This window comes from Hyphomonas sp. J20-32, from assembly GCF_055808555.1.
Genome location: NZ_CM147873.1, coordinates 1,496,662 through 1,518,982, shown reverse-complemented (window position 1 = coordinate 1,518,982; position 22,321 = coordinate 1,496,662). Strand labels below are relative to the sequence as shown.

The 22,321-nt window shown below is 63.7% G+C and carries 20 protein-coding genes and 1 tRNA gene; 13 read left to right on the top strand and 8 right to left on the bottom strand.

Going from position 1 to position 22,321, the window contains the following annotated elements:
* Positions 1–18 precede the first annotated feature (18 nt).
* Positions 19–1,131 (top strand): DNA replication/repair protein RecF, encoded by a 1,113-nt coding sequence (gene recF / locus AC0L7I_RS07615; protein ID WP_473398955.1) that lies wholly within the window; start codon positions 19–21, stop codon positions 1,129–1,131.
* On the opposite strand, the gene AC0L7I_RS07610 is transcribed toward recF, so the two are convergent.
* Positions 1,128–2,078, bottom strand: a complete 951-nt coding sequence (locus tag AC0L7I_RS07610) for an alpha/beta fold hydrolase (protein ID WP_473398954.1) — start codon at positions 2,076–2,078, stop codon at positions 1,128–1,130. The genes recF and AC0L7I_RS07610 overlap by 4 nt on opposite strands.
* 175 nt (positions 2,079–2,253) lie before the next feature.
* On the opposite strand from AC0L7I_RS07610, the gene AC0L7I_RS07605 reads away from it, so the two are divergent.
* From AC0L7I_RS07605 to AC0L7I_RS07590, 4 genes are all read left to right on the top strand, one after another.
* Positions 2,254–3,360 (top strand): S-(hydroxymethyl)glutathione dehydrogenase/class III alcohol dehydrogenase, encoded by a 1,107-nt coding sequence (locus AC0L7I_RS07605; protein ID WP_473398953.1) that lies wholly within the window; start codon positions 2,254–2,256, stop codon positions 3,358–3,360.
* A gap of 217 nt (positions 3,361–3,577) precedes the next feature.
* Entirely contained in the window at positions 3,578–3,955 is a 378-nt protein-coding gene (locus tag AC0L7I_RS07600; RefSeq protein WP_473398952.1) for a VOC family protein, read from the top strand.
* Between the two features lie 225 nt (positions 3,956–4,180).
* The gene (locus tag AC0L7I_RS07595) at positions 4,181–4,648 is read left to right on the top strand and encodes a RidA family protein (protein ID WP_473398951.1); all 468 of its coding nucleotides are present in this window, start codon (positions 4,181–4,183) and stop codon (positions 4,646–4,648) included.
* Positions 4,645–4,986 (top strand): hypothetical protein, encoded by a 342-nt coding sequence (locus AC0L7I_RS07590; RefSeq protein ID WP_473398950.1) that lies wholly within the window; start codon positions 4,645–4,647, stop codon positions 4,984–4,986. The genes AC0L7I_RS07595 and AC0L7I_RS07590 overlap by 4 nt, the downstream gene beginning before the upstream one ends.
* 39 nt (positions 4,987–5,025) lie before the next feature.
* Here AC0L7I_RS07590 and AC0L7I_RS07585 read toward each other — a convergent pair whose 3' ends face one another.
* Positions 5,026–6,117, bottom strand: a complete 1,092-nt coding sequence (locus tag AC0L7I_RS07585; protein ID WP_473398949.1) for a glutathione S-transferase N-terminal domain-containing protein — start codon at positions 6,115–6,117, stop codon at positions 5,026–5,028.
* Between the two features lie 59 nt (positions 6,118–6,176).
* Between AC0L7I_RS07585 and fghA the strand changes: the two genes are divergently transcribed.
* Complete coding sequence (fghA, locus tag AC0L7I_RS07580; RefSeq protein ID WP_473398948.1) at positions 6,177–7,016, top strand: S-formylglutathione hydrolase; 840 nt, start codon at positions 6,177–6,179, stop codon at positions 7,014–7,016.
* On the opposite strand, the gene hemN is transcribed toward fghA, so the two are convergent.
* Entirely contained in the window at positions 7,013–8,362 is a 1,350-nt protein-coding gene (gene hemN, locus AC0L7I_RS07575) for an oxygen-independent coproporphyrinogen III oxidase (RefSeq protein ID WP_473398947.1), read from the bottom strand. The two genes, fghA and hemN, sit on opposite strands and share 4 nt — an antisense overlap.
* 109 nt (positions 8,363–8,471) lie before the next feature.
* Between hemN and AC0L7I_RS07570 the strand changes: the two genes are divergently transcribed.
* From AC0L7I_RS07570 to AC0L7I_RS07555, 4 genes are all read left to right on the top strand, one after another.
* Positions 8,472–8,996, top strand: coding sequence for a DsrE family protein (locus tag AC0L7I_RS07570; RefSeq protein ID WP_473398946.1), 525 nt, complete (start codon positions 8,472–8,474; stop codon positions 8,994–8,996).
* A 130-nt stretch (positions 8,997–9,126) separates the two neighbouring features.
* Positions 9,127–11,115 carry a DEAD/DEAH box helicase gene (locus AC0L7I_RS07565; RefSeq protein ID WP_473398945.1) on the top strand — a complete coding sequence of 663 codons (1,989 nt, stop codon included), beginning with the start codon at positions 9,127–9,129 and terminating at the stop codon, positions 11,113–11,115.
* 170 nt (positions 11,116–11,285) lie between these two features.
* Positions 11,286–13,712 (top strand): DNA topoisomerase (ATP-hydrolyzing) subunit B, encoded by a 2,427-nt coding sequence (gene gyrB / locus AC0L7I_RS07560; RefSeq protein ID WP_473398944.1) that lies wholly within the window; start codon positions 11,286–11,288, stop codon positions 13,710–13,712.
* A complete protein-coding gene (locus AC0L7I_RS07555; protein WP_473398943.1) occupies positions 13,705–14,460 on the top strand; it encodes a class I SAM-dependent methyltransferase in 756 nt (251 codons plus the stop codon). Before gyrB ends, AC0L7I_RS07555 begins: the two co-directional genes overlap by 8 nt.
* Positions 14,461–14,465: 5 nt before the next feature.
* Here AC0L7I_RS07555 and AC0L7I_RS07550 read toward each other — a convergent pair whose 3' ends face one another.
* Both AC0L7I_RS07550 and AC0L7I_RS07545 read right to left on the bottom strand, forming a co-directional pair.
* Positions 14,466–15,254, bottom strand: a complete 789-nt coding sequence (locus AC0L7I_RS07550) for a hypothetical protein (RefSeq protein ID WP_473398942.1) — start codon at positions 15,252–15,254, stop codon at positions 14,466–14,468.
* Positions 15,251–15,976, bottom strand: a complete 726-nt coding sequence (locus tag AC0L7I_RS07545; RefSeq protein ID WP_473398941.1) for a VOC family protein — start codon at positions 15,974–15,976, stop codon at positions 15,251–15,253. Before AC0L7I_RS07545 ends, AC0L7I_RS07550 begins: the two co-directional genes overlap by 4 nt.
* A 210-nt stretch (positions 15,977–16,186) precedes the next feature.
* On the opposite strand from AC0L7I_RS07545, the gene AC0L7I_RS07540 reads away from it, so the two are divergent.
* Together AC0L7I_RS07540 and trxB are read left to right on the top strand one after the other, a co-directional pair.
* Positions 16,187–17,116 carry a cation diffusion facilitator family transporter gene (locus AC0L7I_RS07540; RefSeq protein WP_473398940.1) on the top strand — a complete coding sequence of 310 codons (930 nt, stop codon included), beginning with the start codon at positions 16,187–16,189 and terminating at the stop codon, positions 17,114–17,116.
* 102 nt (positions 17,117–17,218) lie between these two features.
* Positions 17,219–18,199 carry a thioredoxin-disulfide reductase gene (gene trxB, locus AC0L7I_RS07535; RefSeq protein WP_473398939.1) on the top strand — a complete coding sequence of 327 codons (981 nt, stop codon included), beginning with the start codon at positions 17,219–17,221 and terminating at the stop codon, positions 18,197–18,199.
* Between the two features lie 3 nt (positions 18,200–18,202).
* Here trxB and AC0L7I_RS07530 read toward each other — a convergent pair whose 3' ends face one another.
* On the bottom strand, positions 18,203–18,970 hold the full coding sequence (locus tag AC0L7I_RS07530; RefSeq protein ID WP_473398938.1) for a hypothetical protein: 768 nt from the start codon (positions 18,968–18,970) through the stop codon (positions 18,203–18,205).
* A 137-nt stretch (positions 18,971–19,107) separates the two neighbouring features.
* On the opposite strand from AC0L7I_RS07530, the gene AC0L7I_RS07525 reads away from it, so the two are divergent.
* Positions 19,108–19,184 (top strand) — tRNA-Met (locus AC0L7I_RS07525).
* A gap of 247 nt (positions 19,185–19,431) precedes the next feature.
* On the opposite strand, the gene betA is transcribed toward AC0L7I_RS07525, so the two are convergent.
* Both betA and AC0L7I_RS07515 read right to left on the bottom strand, forming a co-directional pair.
* Positions 19,432–21,138: a choline dehydrogenase gene (gene betA / locus AC0L7I_RS07520; RefSeq protein ID WP_473398937.1), complete on the bottom strand. Its 1,707-nt coding sequence runs from the start codon at positions 21,136–21,138 to the stop codon at positions 19,432–19,434.
* On the bottom strand, positions 21,135–22,283 hold the full coding sequence (locus AC0L7I_RS07515) for a BCCT family transporter (protein ID WP_473398936.1): 1,149 nt from the start codon (positions 22,281–22,283) through the stop codon (positions 21,135–21,137). Before AC0L7I_RS07515 ends, betA begins: the two co-directional genes overlap by 4 nt.
* Positions 22,284–22,321 lie beyond the last annotated feature (38 nt).

Sequence of the window (22,321 nt, the reverse complement as noted above, 5' to 3'; positions counted from 1 at the left end):
TCCGCCCGCTGGAACGCCATGACCGCGCTCACCCGCCTCTCGCTGACTGACTTCCGCAACTATGCGCATCTTTCTCTGAACCTAGATGGCCGCCACGTCTGCCTGTTCGGCGCCAATGGTGCGGGCAAGACCAACCTGCTCGAAGCGCTCAGCCAGCTCGGCCCGGGTCGCGGCCTACGCTCTGCGACCTTGCCGGAAATGGTGCGCAAGGGCGCGCCGGGCGGCTGGACCGTCGCCGCCACACTTGCCAATGACCAGAAGATCGGCGTCGCGCTCGAAACCGGATCGAGCGCCAAGCGCAATGTCCGTATCGACGGCGCCTCGGCCACCGCGTCCGATCTGGCCGACCTCGTTCGCATCGTCTGGCTGACACCCTCCATGGATAGCGTGTTCCGGGGCGGCGCATCGGACCGGCGCCGCTTCCTCGACCGCCAGGTGATGGCGCATGTGCCCACTCATGGCCGCGCCGCCAGCCGCTACGAACAGGCCATGCGCGAACGGAACGCCCTCCTCGAACGCGGCCATGTCGACCCGGCCTGGGCCGACGCGATCGAGGCGCGCATGGCCGAAGCCGGCGCCGAGATCGCCATCAACCGCGCCCATGTCCTGGAAGCCCTGCAGGGCGCCATCGAGGCCCGGCCGGAAGGCCACTTCCCCAAGGCCGATCTCACGCTCGAAGGCGACGCCGAACAGGCGGCCCTGCGCGGCGACGATTTCAAGTCGATCTTCGAGACCCTGGCCGAAACCTTCCGCACCACCCGCCGCCGCGACATCGCCGCCGGACGCACGATCGACGGCCCGCACCGCTCCGACCTTGTCGTCATCCACCGCCCCACCGGCGCGCCTGCACGCGATGCCTCGACCGGCCAGCAGAAGGCGCTCCTCATCGGATTGATCCTCGCCTCGGCCGGCGCCCTGCGCGCAGGCGGCGACGGCCCGGCGCCCCTGCTGCTGCTCGACGAAGCGGCCGCCCATCTCGATCCGGACCGCCGCGCCGCCCTCTATGACGAACTCTGCGCGCTGGGCGGACAGGCCTGGCTCACCGGCACGGAACGCTTCCTTTTCGAGGCCTTCGGCGACCGCGCCCAGTGCGTCCGCGTCGAAGACGGCGCCGCCAGCGTCGAGGCCTAGTCGGCCACTCCGCCGCTCAGCCACTCCACCAGCATCGGGCTGACCTCGGCATGGCGCTGGTAGTTCAGCCCATGCGTCCCGCCCGCGATGATCCGCACGTCGGCGCGCGGCATGAGCGCCTCCAGCTTCGCCGCGCTTGAAACCTCAACGGTCGTGTCAGCATCGCCGTACACAGCCATCACGGGAATATCGGTCTTGTCCGAGACCGTGCTGAACAGGTCGGCCCGGTCAGACATCGGGAAATGCCGCATCGTCGACAGCAGCGCCTCGCCATAGCCGCGATAGTCCAGCTGGCGCACGACATCGCCCTGCAGGCGGTTCGCCGGGTCCAGCGCGCTTTCATCCAGTTGCGAATTATTGAGCAGGATGCCGCGCCCGAACACGCGCCAGATCCAGTCACCGATCACCGGCACGCGCACCAGCCGCGCTGCGCCGGTATTTCCCCCGGCCACGTCGAGCCCCGCCGGCACGAGAAGGACAATATCCGACACGCGTTCCGGATGGCGCCCTGCAAACGACATGACGATCGGCCCGCCCATGGACAGGCCGACAAGGCGCACCGGCTGCGACAGGCCCAGGCCGTCAAGAAATCCGGTCAGTTCCCGGTCGTAGAAGTCTTCATTGTAGGGGCCCTTCGGGCGGTCAGACCAGCCGCGCCCGAAATGGTCGTAGCGCACGACCCGGAACCCGGCCTCGGCCAGCGCCGCCGCATTCTGCTCGAAAATGAAGGACGGCGTCGAAAAGCCATGCACCATGACGACGATCTCGCCATCTTCCGGCCCCTGGACCAGGTAGTGGAGCTTGCCGCCCGGCACGTCGAGAAACGCACCCGGCGCGTCGGCACGCGCCACCTCATCCAGGACCTGCTGGCTCCGGCCCGCCCACCAATAGGTCGCGATCAATACAGCGGCGGCAATGACTGCCGCCCACAATACCAGTTTCATCATCGGTCCACCCCTTTTGCGTCCCACACAGGGGATTTCTCTCATTCACGGTTCATATCGAGCCATGTTCATCATTTTGGCAAGGCTGGCACAAATGGTCGGAAATCCAAACCGGGAGTGGATCATCGCGCCGGTGCGGTCTAGGTAGGAGGCAACACTATTTCCGGAGACACGCCCCATGAAGACCCGCGCTGCCGTTGCCTTTGAAGCGAAGAAACCCCTCGAAATCGTCGAGCTTGATCTGGAGGGCCCGAAGGCAGGCGAAGTGCTGGTCGAAATCATGGCCACCGGCATCTGCCATACGGATGCCTACACGCTGGACGGCCTCGATAGCGAAGGCCTGTTCCCGAGCGTCCTCGGCCACGAGGGCGCAGGCATTGTCCGCGAGGTCGGCGCGGGCGTCACCAGCGTGAAGCCGGGCGACCATGTCATCCCGCTCTACACGCCCGAATGCCGCCAGTGCAAAAGCTGCCTCTCGGGCAAGACCAACCTCTGCACCGCCATCCGCGCCACGCAAGGCAAGGGCCTGATGCCGGATGGCACCAGCCGCTTCTCCTACAAAGGCCAGACCATCTACCATTACATGGGCTGCTCGACCTTCTCGAACTTCACCGTCCTGCCCGAAATCGCCGTCGCGAAAATCCGCACCGACGCGCCCTTCGACAAGGCCTGCTATATCGGCTGCGGCGTCACCACCGGCGTCGGCGCGGTGACCAACACGGCCAAGGTCCAGGTCGGCGACAATGTCGTCGTGTTCGGCCTCGGTGGCATCGGCCTCAACGTGCTGCAGGGCGCGAAGATGGCCGGCGCCGACAAGATTATCGGCGTCGACATCAACGACTCCAAGAAGGAATGGGGCGAGAAATTCGGCATGACGCATTTCGTCAATCCGAAGAACACCAAGGACGTCGTCGCCCATCTCGTCGAACTCACCGATGGCGGCGCGGACTATTCCTTCGACTGCACCGGCAACACGGACGTCATGCGCCAGGCGCTCGAATGCTGCCATCGCGGCTGGGGCACCTCGATCATTATCGGCGTGGCCGAGGCCGGCAAGGAAATCGCCACACGTCCCTTCCAACTGGTCACAGGCCGCAACTGGCGCGGCACGGCCTTCGGCGGCGCCAAGGGCCGCACGGACGTGCCGAAGATCGTCGACTGGTACATGAACGGCAAGATCCAGATCGACCCGATGATCACCCACGTCATGAAACTCGAAAAGATCAACGACGCCTTCGACCTGATGCATTCAGGTGAAAGCATCCGGAGCGTGGTGGTTTTTTGATGCCAAGGAAGATCGAACCAACAAATCCGGAACGGGAAGCCGAGCTTGACCGAATTGCGCTTTGGCTCGACGTCGAAGACCTGACTTGGCTATCGCAACGCTGCACTTGTAAAGAAGATACACCAATTGAAGATCGAGACATGTGTGGCCGAATTCGATTTCGCGCTCGCGCTGCTCTGCACAAGGCAGGAAAAATCAACGAAAAGGACGAGTAGAAATGTTCAGTCACGTAATGATCGGCACCAACGATCTCGAAAAATCGAAGAAACTCTATGACGCCCTGTTCAAGTCGATCGGTGGCCGCGAGGCGATTGTCGATCCCAAGGGTCGCCTGATCTACATCCACAATGGCGGCACCTTCCTCGTCACGCCGCCGATTGATGGCCAGCCGGCAACCCACGCCAATGGCGGCACGATCGGCTTTGCAGCGGATTCTCCGGAACAGGCCGATGCCTGGCACGCCGCTGGCGTCGCCGCGGGCGGCAAGCCGATTGAAGACCCGCCCGGCTGGCGCGAAGGCAATGGCATGAAGCTTTACCTCGCCTACCTGCGCGATACGGACGGCAATAAGATCTGCGCAATGCATCGCGGCTAGGAATCTGGCGGCGGGGCGGCCTGAAGGAGATTCCGCTTCGCCGCCCCTGCCTTCGCAGGGGATACGGAAATTCGTTTTATGTGGCATGAGCCTCAGGCCCGTGTCCCCTGCGAAGGCAGGGGTGGCGACCCGCGCACTGATCGGCCTGAATCAAATTCACAACGTGACCCGCCATGCGGGAACGGTTACGAGTCATCCCGATCCATTTGAAAGGGGCAACCAGACATGAAAGCACGCATCCTTGGCCTTGCGGCCGCCCTCGCCCTCACCGGCTGCGTCGCCGTCGACGTCGACGACGCCCGCGTCGATTCAGACATCACCCATTTCGGCAGCCAGGCTGTCGGCGGCATGACCCTGCCCTTCTCGAAAGCCGTTGTCGCAGGCAACACGATCTATCTTGCTGGCGAGATCGCGATCGATCCGGACACCGGCGCGCTCGCGCCCGGTGGCACCGGCCCGGAGACAACCCAGATCTTCGCCAACATGGAGCGCACCTTGAACACACTCGGCACCGACCTGTCCGATATCGTGAAATGCACTGTCTATCTCGGTGACATGGAAGACTATGGCGAGATGAACGCCGCCTATGCGGCCGCGCTGCCCGATCCGAAACCGGCCCGCGCCACGGTCGGCGTCTCTGGCCTCGCCGTCGGCGCGCACCTTGAAATCGATTGCATCGCGGTGAAACCATGAGCGACAACACGCCCACAGACTGGAAGCTCCAGCCGCGCTTCGGCCAGACGGACACAGACTTCACGCATTACGCGATGGTGGCCGATGGCCATGTCGTCGAGCCCAATGCCGAATTCAGGACCGAAGCCGGGCCCGCCGTCCTGTCCATGAAGGCCTGGGCCAAGGATCCGGACGAAGCCGGCGACATGATCGTTGCGATCAGCAACCATCTCGGCTTCAAGATTGCGGACAAGGTCGATATCTATGCCACCGAGCCGGACGCACCGCCCAAGGACAAGCCCTACGGCTACGACCTCAACTTCACGCCCTACGCAGATCGCGAGGCGACGCTGCAGTAATGCTCTCTGCCCCTGCGAAGGCAGGGGCGGCGACCTAACCTAGTCCAGCTTCAACCGGAAATCCCGCCGCGCCAGCCGTGCGGGCAGCCTGAAGTCCATCAGCGGCGCACCGCCGACCCGGTCCAGCAGGCCAGCCAGCCGCGCCTTCGCACCATCGTCCAGCGTGTCGATCGCGTCGGTCACTGCCTGCAGCCGCCACAGCGGGAAGCTGCGCGCCGCGCATTCGCCTTCGAACCCGCCGGTCTCGAATTCCACCATGCCGAAACCGCGCGGCACATCGGCCCCCGCGCCCGCCGTCTTCGCCCACGCTTCGAACATGGCCGCAGTCTTCACAATCACCGGCATCTGTTCGTTCATCTGCCGGCTGAGGATCGGCTCCAGCGTTTTCGGCACTGCGTCATCGGGCAGCAGGTCGCCGTCGCCCGGCGCGCCCGCCTGGACCCGCCGCACATAGTCCGCCACTTTCGGCGCCAGTTTTTCCATGATCCGGCCGCTCTCCGGGTCGCGCAGCAGGTGCGCATAGAGCGGGCCGTTCAGCGCGAAATCGCCCAGCGACGCCCGCCCGCCGAGCACATAGGCATGGTGGCGCAAATGTTCGGTCATGTCCTTAAGGAAGGCCTCATAGGCCGCCTCGACGCCGGGGATTGTGTCCTCGCTGACGCCCAGCATCGGCACCGCGCCCTTGAAGCGCTCACCATTCTTCTTGCCGATCGCATATTGCTCGGCGGGGGGCGCGTCCGGCGCCGACATCCGGCCGAACTCGCCATAGGTCCAGTCTTCATTGTAGTTCCAGCGATAGTGCATCGCCGGGATCACCAGCCACTCGTCGGCAAACAGGTCCAGCAGGCGCGACACGACACGCTGCACCGGTCCGTCCGGAATGGCGCGCGGCCCGTCCGGCACCTGCGCTTCAATGGTTTCGATGATATCCGTCGTATCCTGCACCACCGCTCCGCCCGCCATTTCGACAACGGGCACCACCGGCCAGCCGACCTTCGGCAGGATCACGCTCTGGTAGACGTCGCGCGTCGCGGCCCGCTCCTCGAAGTCTGCACCCCGCCAGCGCAAATAGGCCCGCGCCTTGCCCGAAAACAGGCTGACTTCCGAGCCGTACAGAACGTATGCCGCCATGCCTTGATCCTCCTGCCCGGTTCGGGCCATGCTCCACGCAAATTCAGGAGCGCTTCGCCATGACCCTAACCACCGTCTCCGAATGGACAAGCTTTGGCGGCCTCGTCAGCGTGCATGACCACGCGTCAGCCCTTCTCGGCTGCGACATGCGCTTTGCCGTCTACACGCCGCCGCAGGCCAAGGACGGCCCGGTGCCCGTCCTCTGGTACCTCTCCGGCCTCACCTGCACATGGGCCAATGTGATGGAGAAATCCGGCCTGCAGCGGGCTGCATCCGAGCACGGCATCATGATCATCGCGCCCGATACCAGCCCCCGCGGGCCGGGCGTTCCGGATGACGAAGCCTACGACCTTGGCCAGGGCGCCGGCTTTTACCTCACCGCCACAGAGGCGCCATGGGACACGCACTTCCGCATGGACCAGTACATCACCAAGGAACTGCCGGGCATCATCGAAGCCCATTTCAAGGCCGACATGGCCCGGCAAGGCATCTTCGGCCATTCCATGGGCGGCCACGGCGCGCTCACGCTCCACTTCAAGCACCCGTTCACCTACCGGTCCTGCTCGGCCTTCTCGCCGATCACCAGTCCGGCCCGCGTGCCATGGGGGGAGAAAGCCTTCACCGCCTATATCGGCCCGCCTTCGATCGCCTGGGAACAGTACGACGCCACCGAACTCGTCCAGAACCGCCAGACCGATGCCCATCTCCTGATCGACACCGGCAAGGCTGACAGCTTCCTCGAAACCCAACTGAAGCCCGACATCTTCATCGATGCGTGCCGGAACGCGGGACAGAACCTCACCTACCGGCTGCATGACGGCTATGGCCACGACTATTATTTCATTGCCACGTTCATGGACGACCATATCGCCCACCACGCCAAAGTCCTGAAAGCCTAGACAGCCTTCGCGTGGCGCCTTGGCGCCGGCTTGAACCGCCCGTCGAAGCATTGCGCCACCGTCCGCAGCATGATCCGCGCACTCGTCGGCACGGTCACGATGCGGTCCTCAACAGTGCACAATCCCGTCGGCACCAGGAACCGCGCGGTCTCCAGTGCATCGTCAAGGCTGCCGGGCCCGGCGCCCATTTCAGCGCACGTGGCATCGACATCGACTTGCAGGTCGCACATCAGGCGTTCGATGGCGCGCGCACGCAACCGGTCGTCCGGCGTCAATGCAATGCCGCGCTCGCTCGGCAGGTGTCCGGACAGGATGGCATCGCGCCAGGCATTGCGGTCCTTCGCATTTTGCACATAGCCCTCGGCAAACTGAGAGATGGACGAGGTGCCCAGCCCGATCAGGGTCGCGCAGGGGTCGTCGGTATAGCCTTGGAAATTGCGCCGCAGCCGACCGGCCTGCGCGGCGAGCGCAAGGCTGTCGTCGGCGCGGGCGAAATGGTCGAGTCCGACCGGCACGTATCCGGCGTCCAGCAGCACCCGGCTGGCAGCCTCGGCCTGCGCGAACCGCGCCTCCAGCCCCGGCAGCGCAGCTTCGTCAATGGCCGCCTGATGCTTGGCAAACCAGGGAACATGCGCATAGCCGAAGACCGACACGCGCGAAGTCCGGTGCTGCACGGCAAAGGCTGCTGCCTCCTCGACATCGCTGATCGTCTGGTGCGGCAGGCCGAACATCAGGTCCATGTTGTGCCGGGTGATCCCGGCCGCCTTCAGCCCGGCCATCACACGCTCGACCTGTTCGCGCGGCTGCACCCGGTTGATCGCTTGCTGCACCTTCGGGCTCAGCGTCTGCACGCCAAGGCTCACCCGGTTGACCCCGGCCCCGGCCATGGCCGCAATCTGCGCCGCCGAAAGCACGCGCGGGTCCAGTTCCATCGCGATCTCGGCGTCCGGGCGCACCTTGAAGCGTTCGGAAACATGGCCGATCAGCGCTTTCATGTCCTCCGCAGACAGCGCATTGGGCGACCCGCCACCGAGATGCAGGTGCGCCAGCCCGCCATGATCGCCGGCCGCATCGGCCCAAAGGTCGATCTCCTTGTGCAGGAGGTCCATATAGGCCGCGACCCGCGCATAGCCGTTCGGCACGCTCGTCGCACAGCCGCAATACCAGCAGAGACGGTCACAAAACGGGATGTGCGCATAGACCGAGATCGCCGCACCGGGCGCGACACTGGCGGCCCAGGCCCGGGCCTCGGCTTCGCCCGCCTCCGGCGCGAAGTCCGCTGCCGTCGGATAGCTCGTATAGCGCGGCACAGGCCGCTGCGCGAAAGTAACCCAGCTCTGTTTCATGGTCGGATGGCTAGCAAATCCTGACCGTCAGGAGACTCAGGAAATACCCCTAGCCGCTGCTCGACCCCCATCAAGGCGGATGTTACCTTCACACAAAAGGAGACCGCCCATGTTCCGCCCCCTTGCCGTCCTCTTCACGGCTGCCTGCTTCACCCTCACCGCCCACGCCGGAATGGATGATTTCACCGCCGGCACGGCTGTGCCCGGTTTCGGCAGGTTCGCCCCGGTCGAAGGCTTCGCCCTGCCCGCCGACGCCGCCTTCAACGTCGCTTTCGACGTGTCCGACGCCGCGCCGGAAGATGACGTGAACAAGGGCTTCAATTCGGCGGCTCGTTTCCTCAACATGCACGCCAATGCCGGTGTGCCACTGGAGAACCTGTCCGTCGCCATCGTCGTGCACGGCCCGGCGGCCTCCGATCTCCTGACGGCCGACAAGCTCGGCCACACCAATCCCAGCGCGCCGCTCATTGCTGAACTCATTGCAGCGGGCGCCAGCGTCCAGCTGTGCGGCCAGACGGCTGCCGCGCGCGACTTTGCGCCGGAAGACCTGCTCCCCGGCGTCACCCTCTCCCTATCTGCCATGACCGCGCATGCCCTGCTCCAGCAGGACGGCTACACGCTCAACCCCTTCTGAGGCGAATGCGAGCCGCTGTGGTATTGCGGCCTGAAACGTGCAATGAGCGGCCAAACTGCGCGCCCGCCCACCTGCGGTCGGTGCGCTGCGCATGGATTCCCCGCGCACGCCCTTGAAAGACAAACGCTAAATGACTGATACGACCCTCGTTGCTCCGGCCCTTGCCGAGGCGCTCGCCACTCGCGGCTATGAGACCCTCACGCAAGTGCAATCGGCTGTGATTGCGCCGGAACTGGCGGGACAGGACCTGCTGGTTTCCGCCCAGACAGGCTCCGGCAAGACCGTGGCCTTCGGGCTCGCCATGGCCGCAGACCTGCTCGGCGACGAACCGAAATTCGCCAATGCCGACGCCCCGCTCGCCCTGATCGTTGCCCCAACGCGGGAACTCGCCCAGCAGGTCGCCCGCGAACTGACCTGGCTCTACGCCTCGGCTGGCGCCCGCCTGGCCACTTGTGTCGGCGGCATGGACATGCGCGACGAACGCAAGGCCCTCGCCCGCGGCGCTCATATCGTCGTCGGCACGCCCGGCCGCTTGTCGGACCACATCAAGCGCGGTTCGCTCGTCACCTCCGACATCCGCGTAGTTGTGCTCGACGAGGCCGACGAAATGCTCGACATGGGCTTCCGCGAAGAGCTTGAGCACATCCTCCAGGGCACGCCGGAGACACGCCGCACCCTGCTCTTCTCCGCCACCGTGCCCAAGGGCATCGCCGCCCTCGCCGGCCGCTACCAGCGCAATGCCGTGCGCGTCACGACCGAAGCCGAGAAATCCCAGCACGTCGACATTGAGTACAAGGCGCTGCTCGTCGCTCCGGGTGACGAAGAGAACGCCATCGTCAATATCGTGCGCCATTCCGACAGCGAGAGCGCGCTGGTCTTCTGCACCACGCGCGCCGCCGTCAACAAGCTGATGAGCCGCATGGGCAACCGGGGCTTCCCTGTCGTCGCCCTCTCCGGCGAACTCAGCCAGAAGGAACGCTCCAATGCCCTGCAGGCCCTGCGCGATGGCCGCGCCCGCGTCTGCATCGCGACCGACGTCGCCGCACGCGGTCTCGACCTGCAGAATCTCGGCCTCGTCATCCATGCCGACCTGCCGCGCGATCCGGCCACCTTGCTGCACCGTTCGGGCCGCACAGGCCGCGCCGGCCGCAAGGGCGTCAGCGCGCTCCTGGTTGCGCCAAAAGGCCGTCGCCGCGTCGAACGCCTGCTGAACGACGCAAAGATCGACGCAACCTGGGGCAAGCCGCCCACGGCCGAAGAAATCAATGCGCTCGACGACGCGCGCCTGCTCGCCGATCCCGCCCTCAGCCGCCCGGTCCACGAGAGCGAGGCGGACATGATCGCCAAGCTGATCGAGACCCACGGGGCCGAGCAGGTCGCCGCCGCCTTCCTGCGCAAGCAGCGCGAGGGCCGCTCGGCGCCTGAAGACCTGCGCGAGGTCGACGACCGCGCCCCCGCGCCCCGCAAGGATCGCGGCGACTGGACCGACCGGGAGCCGCGCGAGAAACGCCCCCGCACCGAACGCAAGGGCTTCGACAACGCATCCTGGGTCTCCCTGAACATCGGCCGCAAGAAAAACGCCGAAGCGCGTTGGCTGTTGCCCATGCTGTGCAAGGCCGGCGGCCTCAGCCGCGAGGATATCGGCGCGATCCGCATCAACCCGTCCTCGACGCATGTCGAACTGACGAAGGACGCCGCAGAGCGCTTCTTCGCCACGCTTGGCGAAGGCGCCTCGCTTGAGAAGGGCATCCGCGCCTTCCCGCTGGACGGCGCACCGGCGCCCGAGACGCGCGATGATCGCCCGCCGCGCGGTCCGCGCGCGCCGCACGTCAAGCCGCACCTGAAGCGTTCCGCAAAGCGTGACGACAGCAACTGGGATCCTGACGCGAAGAACAAGGGCAAGCCGGGAAAACCGAAATGGGAAAAGCCCGCCACGGCCGAGCCCTCGCTCGGTGACTACATCCAGTATGACAGTCCGAAGGACAAAAAACCCTACAAGGGCAAGCCCAAACCGAGCGGCGCCGCGGCGGGCGGCAAGCCCAAATTCAAGGCCAAGCCGGCTGCCGGAAAAGGCGCAAAACCGGCAAAAACCTTCAAGAAAAAGCCGAAGCCGGGCTGACAGCTTCTTCGGTCCGCGAACGTGGCAAAATCGCCCCTCGCAAGCCCCTGTTTTCATTAAGGAAAACAGGGGCATTTTCGGGCTGCTAAATACCCTCCGATTCATTTCCCTTATGGGCCGAAACCCCCTATAAATAAGGGGAAATCTGACGAATCGACGAGGACGCCAGCATGGCTGAAGACATCACGGGTCAATCCCCCGAATATGGCGCTGACAGCATCAAGGTCCTGAAGGGCCTCGAAGCGGTCAGGAAGCGCCCCGGCATGTACATTGGTGACACCGATGACGGCTCGGGCCTGCACCACATGATCTACGAAGTCGTCGACAACGCGATCGACGAAGCGCTTGCCGGTCATGCCGACCGTGTCACCGTCACCCTTCTGCCCGACGGCAGCGCCGAAATCACCGACAATGGCCGCGGCATCCCCGTCGGCAAGCATGCCGGCGAAGGCGTTTCCGCCGCCGAGGTCATCATGACCCAGCTGCACGCAGGCGGTAAGTTCGACCAGAACTCCTACAAGGTCTCCGGCGGCCTGCACGGCGTCGGCGTGTCCGTCGTCAACGCGCTGTCCGACTGGCTGGAGCTGACCATCCACCGCGAAGGCAACGAGCACTGGGTCCGCTTCATCGATGGCGGCCGTGTCGAGGCGCCGCTGGTCACGCGCGGCCCCTCTCCGATGACTGACAAGGGCAAGCCCTATACCGGCACCGCCGTACGCTTCCTGGCGTCCTCATCAACCTTCACGATGACCGATTATGACCGCAAGACGCTGGAACACCGTCTGCGCGAGCTGGCCTTCCTGAATTCCGGCGTGCATATCATCTTCCGCGACGAGCGCGAGGCCGAGGCCTACGAGATCGACCTGATGTACGAAGGCGGCGTGAAGGCCTTCGTCCAGCACTTGGACCGCCAGAAATCCCCGATCGTACCAGAGCCGATCTATGTCATCGGCGAAAAAGACGGCGTCACCGTCGAGGCCGCGCTGGAGTGGAATGACAGCTATCACGAGAACGTGCTCTGCTTCACCAACAACATTCCCCAGCGCGACGGCGGCACGCACCTGGCCGGCTTCCGTGGGGCGCTGACGCGTATCATCAACAAGTATGCCAACGAAACCGGCATCGCCAAGAAGTCCAAGGTCGAGATTTCCGGCGACGATGCCCGCGAAGGCCTCACCTGCGTGCTCAGCGTCAAGGTGCCGGATCCGAAATTCAGCTCACAGACGAAAGACAAGCTGGTCTCGTCCGAGGTGCGCCCGGTCGTGGAATCCCTGATGGGCGAGAAACTGGCCGAATGGTTCGAGGAGCATCCCAAGGAAGCCCACGAAATCATGTCCAAGATCGTCGAGGCCGCTGCCGCCCGCGAAGCCGCCCGCAAGGCCCGCGAGCTGACGCGCCGCAAGTCAGCGCTCGACATCACCTCGCTGCCCGGCAAGCTGGCCGACTGCCAGGAAAAAGACCCGGCCAAGTCCGAAATCTTCATCGTCGAGGGTGATTCCGCTGGTGGCTCGGCCAAGCAGGGCCGCAGCCGGGACAACCAGGCCATCCTGCCCCTGCGCGGCAAGATCCTGAACGTCGAGCGCGCGCGTTTTGACAAGATGCTGTCATCTGACCAGGTCGGCACGCTGATCATGGCGCTCGGCGCCGGCATCGGCCGCGACGAATTCAACATCGACAAGCTGCGCTACCACAAGATCATCATCATGACCGATGCTGATGTCGACGGCGCACACATCCGCACGCTGCTGCTCACCTTCTTCTATCGCCAGATGCCCGAGATCATCGAGCGTGGTTATCTCTACATCGCCCAGCCGCCGCTCTACAAAGTCACGCGTGGCCGGTCCGAGCGCTATGTCAAGGACGATGCCGAGCTTGAGGCCTACCTCATCGGCGAAGGCACGACCGGCGAAACGCTGATCCTGGCCGACGGCACGCAGATCGGCGGCGAAGACCTGCGCGACCGCGTGCGTCAGGCCGCCAATTTCCGCGCTTCGCTCAAGCGTCTCGCCCTGCGCGCACCAGCAGACCTGATCGAACATGCCGCCCTTGCCGGCGCCATGTCCGCCAATGCGGCGCCCGAAACTGCCGCCGCCACGGCGGCCCGTCTCAACCTGCTCGCCGAGGAAGGCGAAGATACGTGGGAAGGCCGGTTCGAGGATGGCGGCCTGATCCTGCACCGTACCGTGCGCGGCGTCGATGAGGACGCTGCCCTGCCAGCCGCCCTGCTCGCCAGCCAGGACGCCGTGCGCCTTGCCGAGCGCGCCGCCGGCCTTGCCGACCTTTATGAAAAGCCATCGATCCTGCGCCAGGAAAAGGGCGGCGACGTGCCGGTCAACGGCCCCGCCTCCCTGCTCGACGCGGTTCTCAGCAGCGGCCGCAAGGGTCTCAAGGTCCAGCGCTACAAGGGCCTGGGCGAAATGAACGCCGACCAGCTCTGGGAAACCACGCTCGACGCCAATGCCCGCACCCTGCTGCAGGTCCGCGTCGACCATGCCGACGAAGCCGACGACATGTTCACCAAGCTGATGGGCGACGTCGTCGAACCGAGGCGCGAATTCATCGAGGAGTTCGCGCTGGAAGCCGAGGTGGATGTCTAGCCAAGAGCCACAAGCTGCACCTGCTGACATCTACGATCCGGGATTCGTCAAAGGGGTTTTTGACCGGTGCTCCGGCAAATACATTGCATTCAGCTATGCCTGCTCCTTCGGCTTCACCGAACGCTGGCGCCGCCAGTGCGTTGAATCACTGCCCGAACCAGTCACAGACACGCCCGTAGCTCTGGACCTGATGGCAGGCACCGGAGAAGTCTGGCCTCATTTGCTTGAGCGCTGGCCGCACCTCGGCTCGATTCGAGCAATCGATATATCGTCAGGTATGCACGAAAGGGCCATTGAACGCCTTCATAAGCACAGAGCTCACCGAATAGAGTTCGTGGAAGACAACGTGCTCGAAAGTTCGTTGCCTGACGAAAGCGCTGACATCGTCATCTCGACCTTTGGACTGAAGACATTCAATCCCGAACAACACGCGAAGCTCGCGAAACGCGTCGCAACAGTGCTGAAACCTGGTGGAACGTTTGCCTTCATCGAGGCATCAGACCCCAAGGGCTGGTTCCTGCGTCCGCTCTATCGACTGCATCTGCGCGGCGTGCTGCCTATCTTTGAAAGACTATTCCTGAATGGCGCACAGGACTTCACGATGATCGGCGAGTATAGCGAAAACTTTGGAAACGCATCAGGCTTCGCTGAATACCTGCGCTCCGAGGGACTCGATGTCACCTACAACCGGTATTTCTTCGGATGCGCAACGGGCGTTTCAGGCCGAAAGCCGGTAGCTGGCAGCTAACCTTCTCACCGCACCTTCACGCTCACCGTATCCACCACAATCATGTCGTGGCGCACCGAGAAATTCTCCGGCGTGTCGCAGCGGAGGGACACCTGCACCTCGTCCGGCAGGTCCTTGAGACTCCAGCGCGTATAGTTCGTTGTCACACACATTGTTTTCGTCTCGCCGACGCCGACATTGGTCTCGAACGTGTCCGGCTCCCGGTCGATCAGCTTGCCCTTGCGGCCCCGCATCTCGACATCGTATTCCTGCATCGCATGTGTGTTGTTGCGCACATCGACGCACACCTCAAATTCATCGTCCGTGATCGCATCATCTATCACGCGCGTGTGCACGCCCACAATCTGCCCGCCCGGCTGGCCGCCATAGGCCACGGCCGCATAGGTATTGTTGATCGCGTCATAGTACAGGCCCGCATGGAAACGGCAGAGCGACTTTCCCACCATCGGCAGCGAATAGGTCGGCGTCGCCTTGCCGCTGGCGCAGATCGACTCCATTTCGCGTTTCATGCGCCGGTCGCATTCGGCTTGCGTCCGCTCCTGCAACCGGTAGCAGGCATCATGGCGCTGGCAGACCGGGCGGAACGGTCCGTCGGTCACCGCGCCCACAGTATTGACGAAACTCTTCGGCAGCCTCGTCTGGATGAATTCCGGCCCGCACCGGTCGTCCGGGTCGCGCATCATGGCCTCGCGCGCGGCATAGCCGGCGCCCACCGCGACGGGATAATCCACGCCCTCGCCCGTCACCGTGCAACCGGCCAGCAGCAGCGCCAGAAAAGCCGCTGCGCCCCTCATGCTTCGGTGAGCCGCAGTTCGATCCCCGCAACCCATACGCTCCGCCCTTCGACCTCCAGGTCGGCAGCTCGTGCCCGCTCAAGGATTCCATCGACATCCGGCAGACTTATCTCGAAGGCGATCAGGCGTTCGGTCTGCCCCTGGATGAATGACAGCCGGCCATTGTCGGCGAGCTTCAGGCCGGAGCCGCCGCCCGGCACGTCCAGCGCCGCGCACCAGCGCGCCATCAGGCGCATCGGGTCGGGGCTGACCAGCACCGCGCCGGTCAGCTTGCCGGGCGTGCTGTTCGCCTGCCAGTCCGGCCCGCCCCAGCGCCATGCGCCCGCAGGCCTTGGCTGGTCGAGCGAGACAATCGCGCCGCCAATGTCGGCCGGGTGCAAATGGCTGGCGGAAATGTCTGGCAGGTCGATGTCCCAGACCCGGCGGATGCGCAGCCGCTCGGCCCGCGCCCGCGCCTGTTCCATGTCGTCAATCTCGAAAATCGCCATGTAGCCGCCCGGCCCGCCGCGCGCCATGAACCGTGCCGCCGGCGCCGTCTCCACCGTCGGCACCACCACTTCCAAAAACTGGTCGCCAATCGCGAACACGCCATTGACCAGGCCAAACTCGGCCACGCCCGGATCGGGAAACGGCTCGCCCAGGGCGAAGACGTTTTTCAGCGTATCGATCGTGTCGGTCGTCTCGCTGGCAATCACCAGCTGGCGCAGGCGCGGAAATGTCATGTCGGAATCCCTCCCAGGCGTATTTTGGCCCATCAGGCCACGCGCGGCGGTTTCGTGCAAGGGCGCCGCCATCCGTGCCGGCTCCGGGCAGTGTCCGGGCTTTTTCCGGGCAATCGTCCGTGCATGGTCGCCGAGCACTTATCCCCCCAATTCATGCAATGCTATCACACAGGAATTGACCCCCGGACGAAACGCCGCCACCTCTCACTCATGAGCGCCCACTCGCATTCCCACGATCACGCCGATGAGCATGGCCACAGCCATGATCACACCCACCACCATGCCGACATGGGCACCGCCGACAGCCGGCGGCGCGTGGCCATCGCGGCCGTCCTGACCGGCGCTTTCATGTTCGCCGAAGTGGCGGGGGGCCTGATCTCCGGCTCGCTCGCCCTGCTGGCCGATGCCGCGCACATGCTCACCGATGCGGGCTCGCTCGTGCTGGCCTGGGTCGGCTACAAGCTGGCCGAACGCCCGGCCGATTCGCAACGCTCGTTCGGCTTCTCGCGGATGAAGATCCTCGCGGCCTTCACCAATGGCATCCTGTTGATTCTATTGGCGATCTGGATCGTCTGGGAAGCGATCCACCGCCTGATGGACCCCGTCGAGGTCATGGGCGGCCTGCTGATGGTGGTGGCTATTGCCGGTCTCGTCGTGAACGTGATTGCCTTCCTCGTGCTGCACGGCGGCAACAAGGACGATCTCAACATGCAGGGCGCGCTCTGGCATGTTGCCGGCGACATGCTCGGCTCCGTCGCCGCAATCGCCGCCGCCGGTATCATCATGGCCACGGGCTGGATGGCCGCTGACCCGATCCTCTCGGTCCTCGTGGCGCTTCTCGTTGCCGTGGCCGGCGTGCGCATCGCCCGCCAGTCCGGCCATATCCTGCTCGAAGGCACGCCGGAGGGCCTCTCCTCGGCGGACATAACCGCCGACCTGATCATGCACATTCCCGATGTTTCAAGCGTCTCCCACGTCCATGCCTGGGCGCTGACCGAAACCAAGCGGCTGGTCACGCTGGAAGTCACCGCCGAGCCCGGCGCCTGTATCGAAATGGTCCGGCGCGACGTGAAGGCCCGCCTCGCCGACGCGTTCGACCTCAGCCACGCCACGGTGGAAGTGGTGTCAGAGCCGCTTTAGCCCCGCTACACGCCCACGTGAGACACCCCGCCCCTTTTACTTTTGCCTGCGAGTCGCCATACCAAGGCTGACCGATAATCACCCATTCGAATGGAGGCCCATATGGCCGATTCCGCCGCCAATACCCGCCACGCCGAAATCCTCATCATCGGCTCCGGCCCGGCCGGCTGGACAGCCGGAATCTATGGGGCGCGGGCCATGCGCGAGGTGCTGGTCGTCACCGGCATCCAGCCCGGCGGCCAGCTGACCATCACCACGGATGTCGAGAATTATCCGGGCTTTACCGAGATCCAGGGCCCCGAACTCATGGTCAAGATGCAGGAACATGCCGAAGCCATGGGCGCCAAGGTCGCCGACGACCATATTGCCAGTGTCGACTTCGACGTGCGCCCCTTCCGCGCCGTCGGCGAGAGCGGCACGGTCTATACCGCCGATTCCGTCGTCATCTCGACCGGCGCGCAGGCCAAATGGCTGGACCTTCCCACCGAACAGAAATTCAAGGGCTTTGGCGTCTCGGCCTGTGCCACCTGCGACGGCTTCTTCTATCGCGGCCGCGAGGTACTCGTGGTCGGCGGCGGCAACACGGCCGTGGAAGAGGCGCTGTTCCTGACAAACTTTGCCTCCAAGGTGACCGTCATCCACCGCCGGGAAGGCTTCCGCGCCGAGAAAATCCTGCAGGACCGCCTGTTCAAGAACCCCAAGGTCGAAGTCCTCTGGGACACGACGCTGGAAGAGGTGATCGGCGACGAGAACCCGCTCGGCGTCACCGCCGCGCGCCTGAAAAACGTCAAAACCGGTGAAACCACGGACCTGCCCGTCCACGGCATCTTCATCGCCATCGGCCATGCGCCTTCGACCGAGCTGTTCAAGGGCAAGCTGGCCATGAAGCCGAACGGCTATCTCATCACCGCGCCGGATTCGACGGCGACCGAAATACCGGGCGTGTTCGCCGCCGGTGATGTCACCGACGAAATCTACCGCCAGGCCGTCACCGCCGCCGGCATGGGCTGCATGGCTGCGCTGGAAGCCGAACGCTTCCTCTCGGAACAGGAAGCGGCAGCGGAAACCGTCGCGGCGGAATAGGCCCTACAGCATCGTCTCCGCCAGCGCTTCGACGTCTCGGCGCTTCCCGGTGGCGATGGCCGTCGCCAGCGTGCGGGCCCGCGCCTGCATCAGGCGTTCCAGCGCGCTGTCGACGGGCGCCGCGAGGGCCGCATCGAGCGCGTCATCGATCTGTTTCCGGTACCGCCAGGCATTGAGCGCGGCCAGCGCGCGGGCATATTGCCAATGCAGCGACGCATCGCCCGGAGACGCCTTCATGGCCGCTGCATAGTGCGCCTCGGCACTGTCCATGCTGGCCCCCATGATCATGGCCCCGATCAGCCCGCCCCGGTGCATCACTTCGACATGCCAGACGGCCATGAACCCGTGCGCATAGGCGTTCTGCGGATCGTCTGCCAGAACGGCCTCGGCCAGTTGCCGGGCCTGTTCCCCATAACCGGACTCCCGCGCATCCTTCAGGCTCATCGGCCGGGCCAGCAGCGACAGGGCGATGGCTTTTTGCAGGCGGCCCTCGACATGGCCGGGCTGGGCCGCGAGCGCGCTGTTTGCCTCGCCGAGCGCCGCCATCAGCAGCGCCTCGGGCGGCTGTGTGTCGCCGCTGATCGCCTTGGCCAGCAACGTGCGGGCGCCGAACGCGCAGGAATCCGGGCCGCGATCTGCAGCCACGTCTGCAAATGCGGCGTCATACTGGCCGGCTGTGAAGGCGTCGAGCGCGGCCTGGCTCTGAGCCTGAACGGGCTGGAACCACGCCATGAACAGGATGAAAAAGAGCAGCATCACGACGCGCATCATACACGTAAACTAGCCCGGTCGGATAAGTTCGGCCAGCCAGAACACCAAGCGCAGCAAAATGCCTCGCACAAGCTGCAGGAGACACGCTTGCGAGGCGGCCCGCTCCCGTGTAAGAGGCGCCCTCGCATCAGCGAAACGGTTCGGTAGCTCAGCTGGTTAGAGCGCGCGACTCATAATCGCGAGGTCGGGAGTTCAAGTCTCCCCCGAACCACCACCTGCAATTTCAAGCGCTGATTCCATTGCATTTTCTTCCATGGATTGTCCCGCACTGACATTTTGCGGGACAGTTTGTTCCATATAATTTCTGATTGCAGCATCTGCGAGCCGCTGTTGGTCTGCGCCTTTCGTGTAGATCGAAGCCGATCTTGTGTCGCTATGACCAAATTTTGCAGCAATTTCATTTTCGGTCGCTACGCTCGCTGCTATGCGGACGCCATCAGCTTTTCTGAGGCCGAGAAGCGTCAGGCTGGATCCCGTACTGGCAGTGGTCGTTTCGGGAGGCCTTCGCGTTGGCGATCTTTCCAGTGCCCGGGAATCCATGGGGTCACTTTCGCCGGAGAGAGCGCTTCCTTGCCCAGGATGATATCCGCTGCCTTCTCGGCAACCATGATCGTGGGGGCGTTGATGTTCCCGTATGGAACTGTCGGGAAAATCGATGCGTCGACGACGCGAAGCGCTTCCAGCCCAATCACACGGCAATCCGTGCCGACCACGGCACCTTCATCGTCGGCAGAGCCCATGCGACAAGTGCCGCATGGATGATAGGCGCTCTCAACATTCTCCCTCACCCATTTGTCGATATCGTCGTCAGACTCGATGTCCTCCCCTGGCTGGATTTCGTCGCCCCTGAAAGCGTCCATTGCGGGTTGGGCGATGATCTCCCGAGTCAGGCGGATGCAACGGCGCCAGGAGGCGATATCGTCATCATGCTGGAGATAGTTGAAGAGGATACGCGGTGCAGCGCCGGGATCCGCAGATGTTATCGTCACGCCGCCGCGGCTTTTCGGCTTGTTCGGACCGACATGAACCTGGAACCCGTGTCCCTTGATCGAGGCCGTGCCGTCATAGCGCATCGCCGCAGGCAGGAAGTGATACTGGATGTCAGGCGATTTGCGCCCGGCCTCTGATCGAATGAAGGCACAGGACTCGAAATGGTTGGTCGCGCCCAGCCCGGTCTTGAAGAAAAACCAGCGCGCCCCAATGAGGAGCTTGCTGAACAGGCCGAGTTTGGTGTTCAGGCTGACTGGCTGTTTGCAATGGAACTGGAAATAGACTTCGAGATGGTCCTGCAGGTTCTCTCCAACGCCCGAAAGCAGGTGGACGGGCTGGACTCCAGCATCGCGCAATGCCGCTTCCGGGCCAATGCCTGAGCGTTGCAGGATCGCCGGCGAAGCAATGGCACCGGCTGCCAGGATCACTTCCCGTTTGGCATGCAGGACAACGTCCCGGCTGTTGTGACGCGCGTTGACACCAACCGCGCGCTTCCCTTCGAATATCACCTTGTCGACCAGGACATGCTTCATCACTGTCAGGTTCCGGCGCTTCAAAACAGGCCGCAAATAGGCGCGCGATGTCGAGTCGCGAACGCCGCCCCGCACCGTCATGTGCATCGGGCCGAAGCCCTCTTGGCAATGGCCGTTATAGTCATCCGTTCGCGGATATCCGGCATCAACCCCGGCGTCGATGAAGGCCTGATAAAGCGGATTGCCAGCCATGTTGTTGCCGCCGGACACGCCCAGCGGCCCGCTACCGCCGCGATAGTCGTCCTCGCCGCCCTGCCATGTCTCCGCGCGTTTGAAATATGGCAGGCAATCGGCATAGCCCCAACCCGTTGCGCCCGCCTCGGCCCATTCGTCAAAATCGCAGGCGTGCCCGCGAACATAGACCATGCCATTGATCGACGAGGTGCCGCCGAGCCCCTTGCCGCGCGGGCAGGAAATCTGCCGGTTATCGACTCCGGGTTCCGGTTCGGAACAATAGCCCCAATTATAGGTCGGGGACGCCATCGGGTAGGACAAGGCCGTCGGCATCTCAATCAGGATGTTGCGATCGCTCCCGCCCGCCTCCAGCAGCAGGACACTGTGCTCGCCGCCGGACGATAGCCGGTTGGCCAGAACGCAGCCGGCTGATCCGGCGCCGACGATGATATAGTCATAAGCTGATTTCATTCACTAGCCACCTTTGGCGCAGCCGGCAGTCTGAGAGCCGACCTGCGTCTGTATGCGAGGACGTAGAGGCAGCAATAGAGACCAATCACAACGAGACCAATCCATTCAATCTTGAGAGGGGTGAACTGGTACAGGAGGATTAGCCCGAAAATGAGCGACCAATGAGCGGCAACATATCCTGGCCCACCCAGTCGTCCCACTGTCAGGCGCAGGTTCTCCGAATACAGCCTGATCAATGAATCCAGCGAATTGACGACGAAGATCACACCCACAGTGACCATGCACAGGCGCGGCAGCGTGGTCAGTGTGACGGCCGCGTTGTGGACGTGGAACAGCAAGGAAAACCACAATGCAATGGGGATCGATGGCAGGACCAGCAAAGCAATGACGAGCTGCCAGACTTTTAGCCCCCCGACAAAACGGGCGACGAACTGGCCGATCATGATGCTCCAGGCAAACCACCAGAACAGGTAAAAGGCGTGATAGTCAGTGATCGGCGAGGTGAACTTGCCGATATTGGCGAAATAGCCACCTAGATTGGCTGCGCTTGCGAGAAACTCGCCAAGGCCGATTCCGCTGACCAGCCAGAGCAGGCCGATAAGCCCCAGGAACAAGGCCGTCGAGCCGATTCCCAGCCATTTTACGTAGCGTATATCGGTGCTTGAAAGCACAGATACGAGAACGACGGCGGCGACCAGTCCGTAGCGAACCGGCGGCGTGATGCCGACAATATAGCTCGGCAAATAAGTCAGGAAGAGAAAGCCTGTGAACGCACAGGTCGCAATGATGACTGCGGCATTGACCAGCTTGATCGGCCGCAACTCGAACAGTTTAAGTTTCGGCTCGACAACACAAAAATAGAAAGTCGTGAGAAAGTAGAATCCCCACACAAGGAAGCCCCAGAAGCCGAACTCGATCGCCAGCGCGTTTGTGAAGCCGTACGCGGTCTCACTCTCATATGTCGGAAACTCGGTCAGCGGGAACATGATCAGGCCGACATCCAGCCCGGATGTGAACAGGATCGCCATGAAGGCGCCAAGCGGTTGAGGGTCGCTGCCTGCGAGATGTAGCCGGCTGAACCGGATCACGATCAGGGCCGAGGTCAAAAGCGTTGTCGCAATCGCGACTGACAAGATGAAATTCATGCTGTTCGCCCCATTGAACAGCAGCCGCATTCCGGCTT

What these genes read in the sequence shown, in the direction of transcription:
- AC0L7I_RS07590 (WP_473398950.1), top strand. Translation starts at nt 4,645, where the DNA reads ATGAGCGACAACACGCCCACAGACTGGAAGCTCCAGCCGCGCTTCGGC.
- AC0L7I_RS07570 (WP_473398946.1), top strand. Translation starts at nt 8,472, where the DNA reads ATGTTCCGCCCCCTTGCCGTCCTCTTCACGGCTGCCTGCTTCACCCTC.
- recF (WP_473398955.1), top strand. Translation starts at nt 19, where the DNA reads ATGACCGCGCTCACCCGCCTCTCGCTGACTGACTTCCGCAACTATGCG.
- AC0L7I_RS07610 (WP_473398954.1), bottom strand. Translation starts at nt 2,078, where the DNA reads ATGATGAAACTGGTATTGTGGGCGGCAGTCATTGCCGCCGCTGTATTG.
- AC0L7I_RS07545 (WP_473398941.1), bottom strand. Translation starts at nt 15,976, where the DNA reads ATGACATTTCCGCGCCTGCGCCAGCTGGTGATTGCCAGCGAGACGACC.
- AC0L7I_RS07600 (WP_473398952.1), top strand. Translation starts at nt 3,578, where the DNA reads ATGTTCAGTCACGTAATGATCGGCACCAACGATCTCGAAAAATCGAAG.
- AC0L7I_RS07540 (WP_473398940.1), top strand. Translation starts at nt 16,187, where the DNA reads ATGAGCGCCCACTCGCATTCCCACGATCACGCCGATGAGCATGGCCAC.
- AC0L7I_RS07530 (WP_473398938.1), bottom strand. Translation starts at nt 18,970, where the DNA reads ATGATGCGCGTCGTGATGCTGCTCTTTTTCATCCTGTTCATGGCGTGG.
- trxB (WP_473398939.1), top strand. Translation starts at nt 17,219, where the DNA reads ATGGCCGATTCCGCCGCCAATACCCGCCACGCCGAAATCCTCATCATC.
- AC0L7I_RS07550 (WP_473398942.1), bottom strand. Translation starts at nt 15,254, where the DNA reads ATGAGGGGCGCAGCGGCTTTTCTGGCGCTGCTGCTGGCCGGTTGCACG.
- AC0L7I_RS07585 (WP_473398949.1), bottom strand. Translation starts at nt 6,117, where the DNA reads ATGGCGGCATACGTTCTGTACGGCTCGGAAGTCAGCCTGTTTTCGGGC.
- AC0L7I_RS07565 (WP_473398945.1), top strand. Translation starts at nt 9,127, where the DNA reads ATGACTGATACGACCCTCGTTGCTCCGGCCCTTGCCGAGGCGCTCGCC.
- AC0L7I_RS07595 (WP_473398951.1), top strand. Translation starts at nt 4,181, where the DNA reads ATGAAAGCACGCATCCTTGGCCTTGCGGCCGCCCTCGCCCTCACCGGC.
- AC0L7I_RS07555 (WP_473398943.1), top strand. Translation starts at nt 13,705, where the DNA reads ATGTCTAGCCAAGAGCCACAAGCTGCACCTGCTGACATCTACGATCCG.
- betA (WP_473398937.1), bottom strand. Translation starts at nt 21,138, where the DNA reads ATGAAATCAGCTTATGACTATATCATCGTCGGCGCCGGATCAGCCGGC.
- AC0L7I_RS07515 (WP_473398936.1), bottom strand. Translation starts at nt 22,283, where the DNA reads ATGAATTTCATCTTGTCAGTCGCGATTGCGACAACGCTTTTGACCTCG.
- gyrB (WP_473398944.1), top strand. Translation starts at nt 11,286, where the DNA reads ATGGCTGAAGACATCACGGGTCAATCCCCCGAATATGGCGCTGACAGC.
- AC0L7I_RS07605 (WP_473398953.1), top strand. Translation starts at nt 2,254, where the DNA reads ATGAAGACCCGCGCTGCCGTTGCCTTTGAAGCGAAGAAACCCCTCGAA.
- fghA (WP_473398948.1), top strand. Translation starts at nt 6,177, where the DNA reads ATGACCCTAACCACCGTCTCCGAATGGACAAGCTTTGGCGGCCTCGTC.
- hemN (WP_473398947.1), bottom strand. Translation starts at nt 8,362, where the DNA reads ATGAAACAGAGCTGGGTTACTTTCGCGCAGCGGCCTGTGCCGCGCTAT.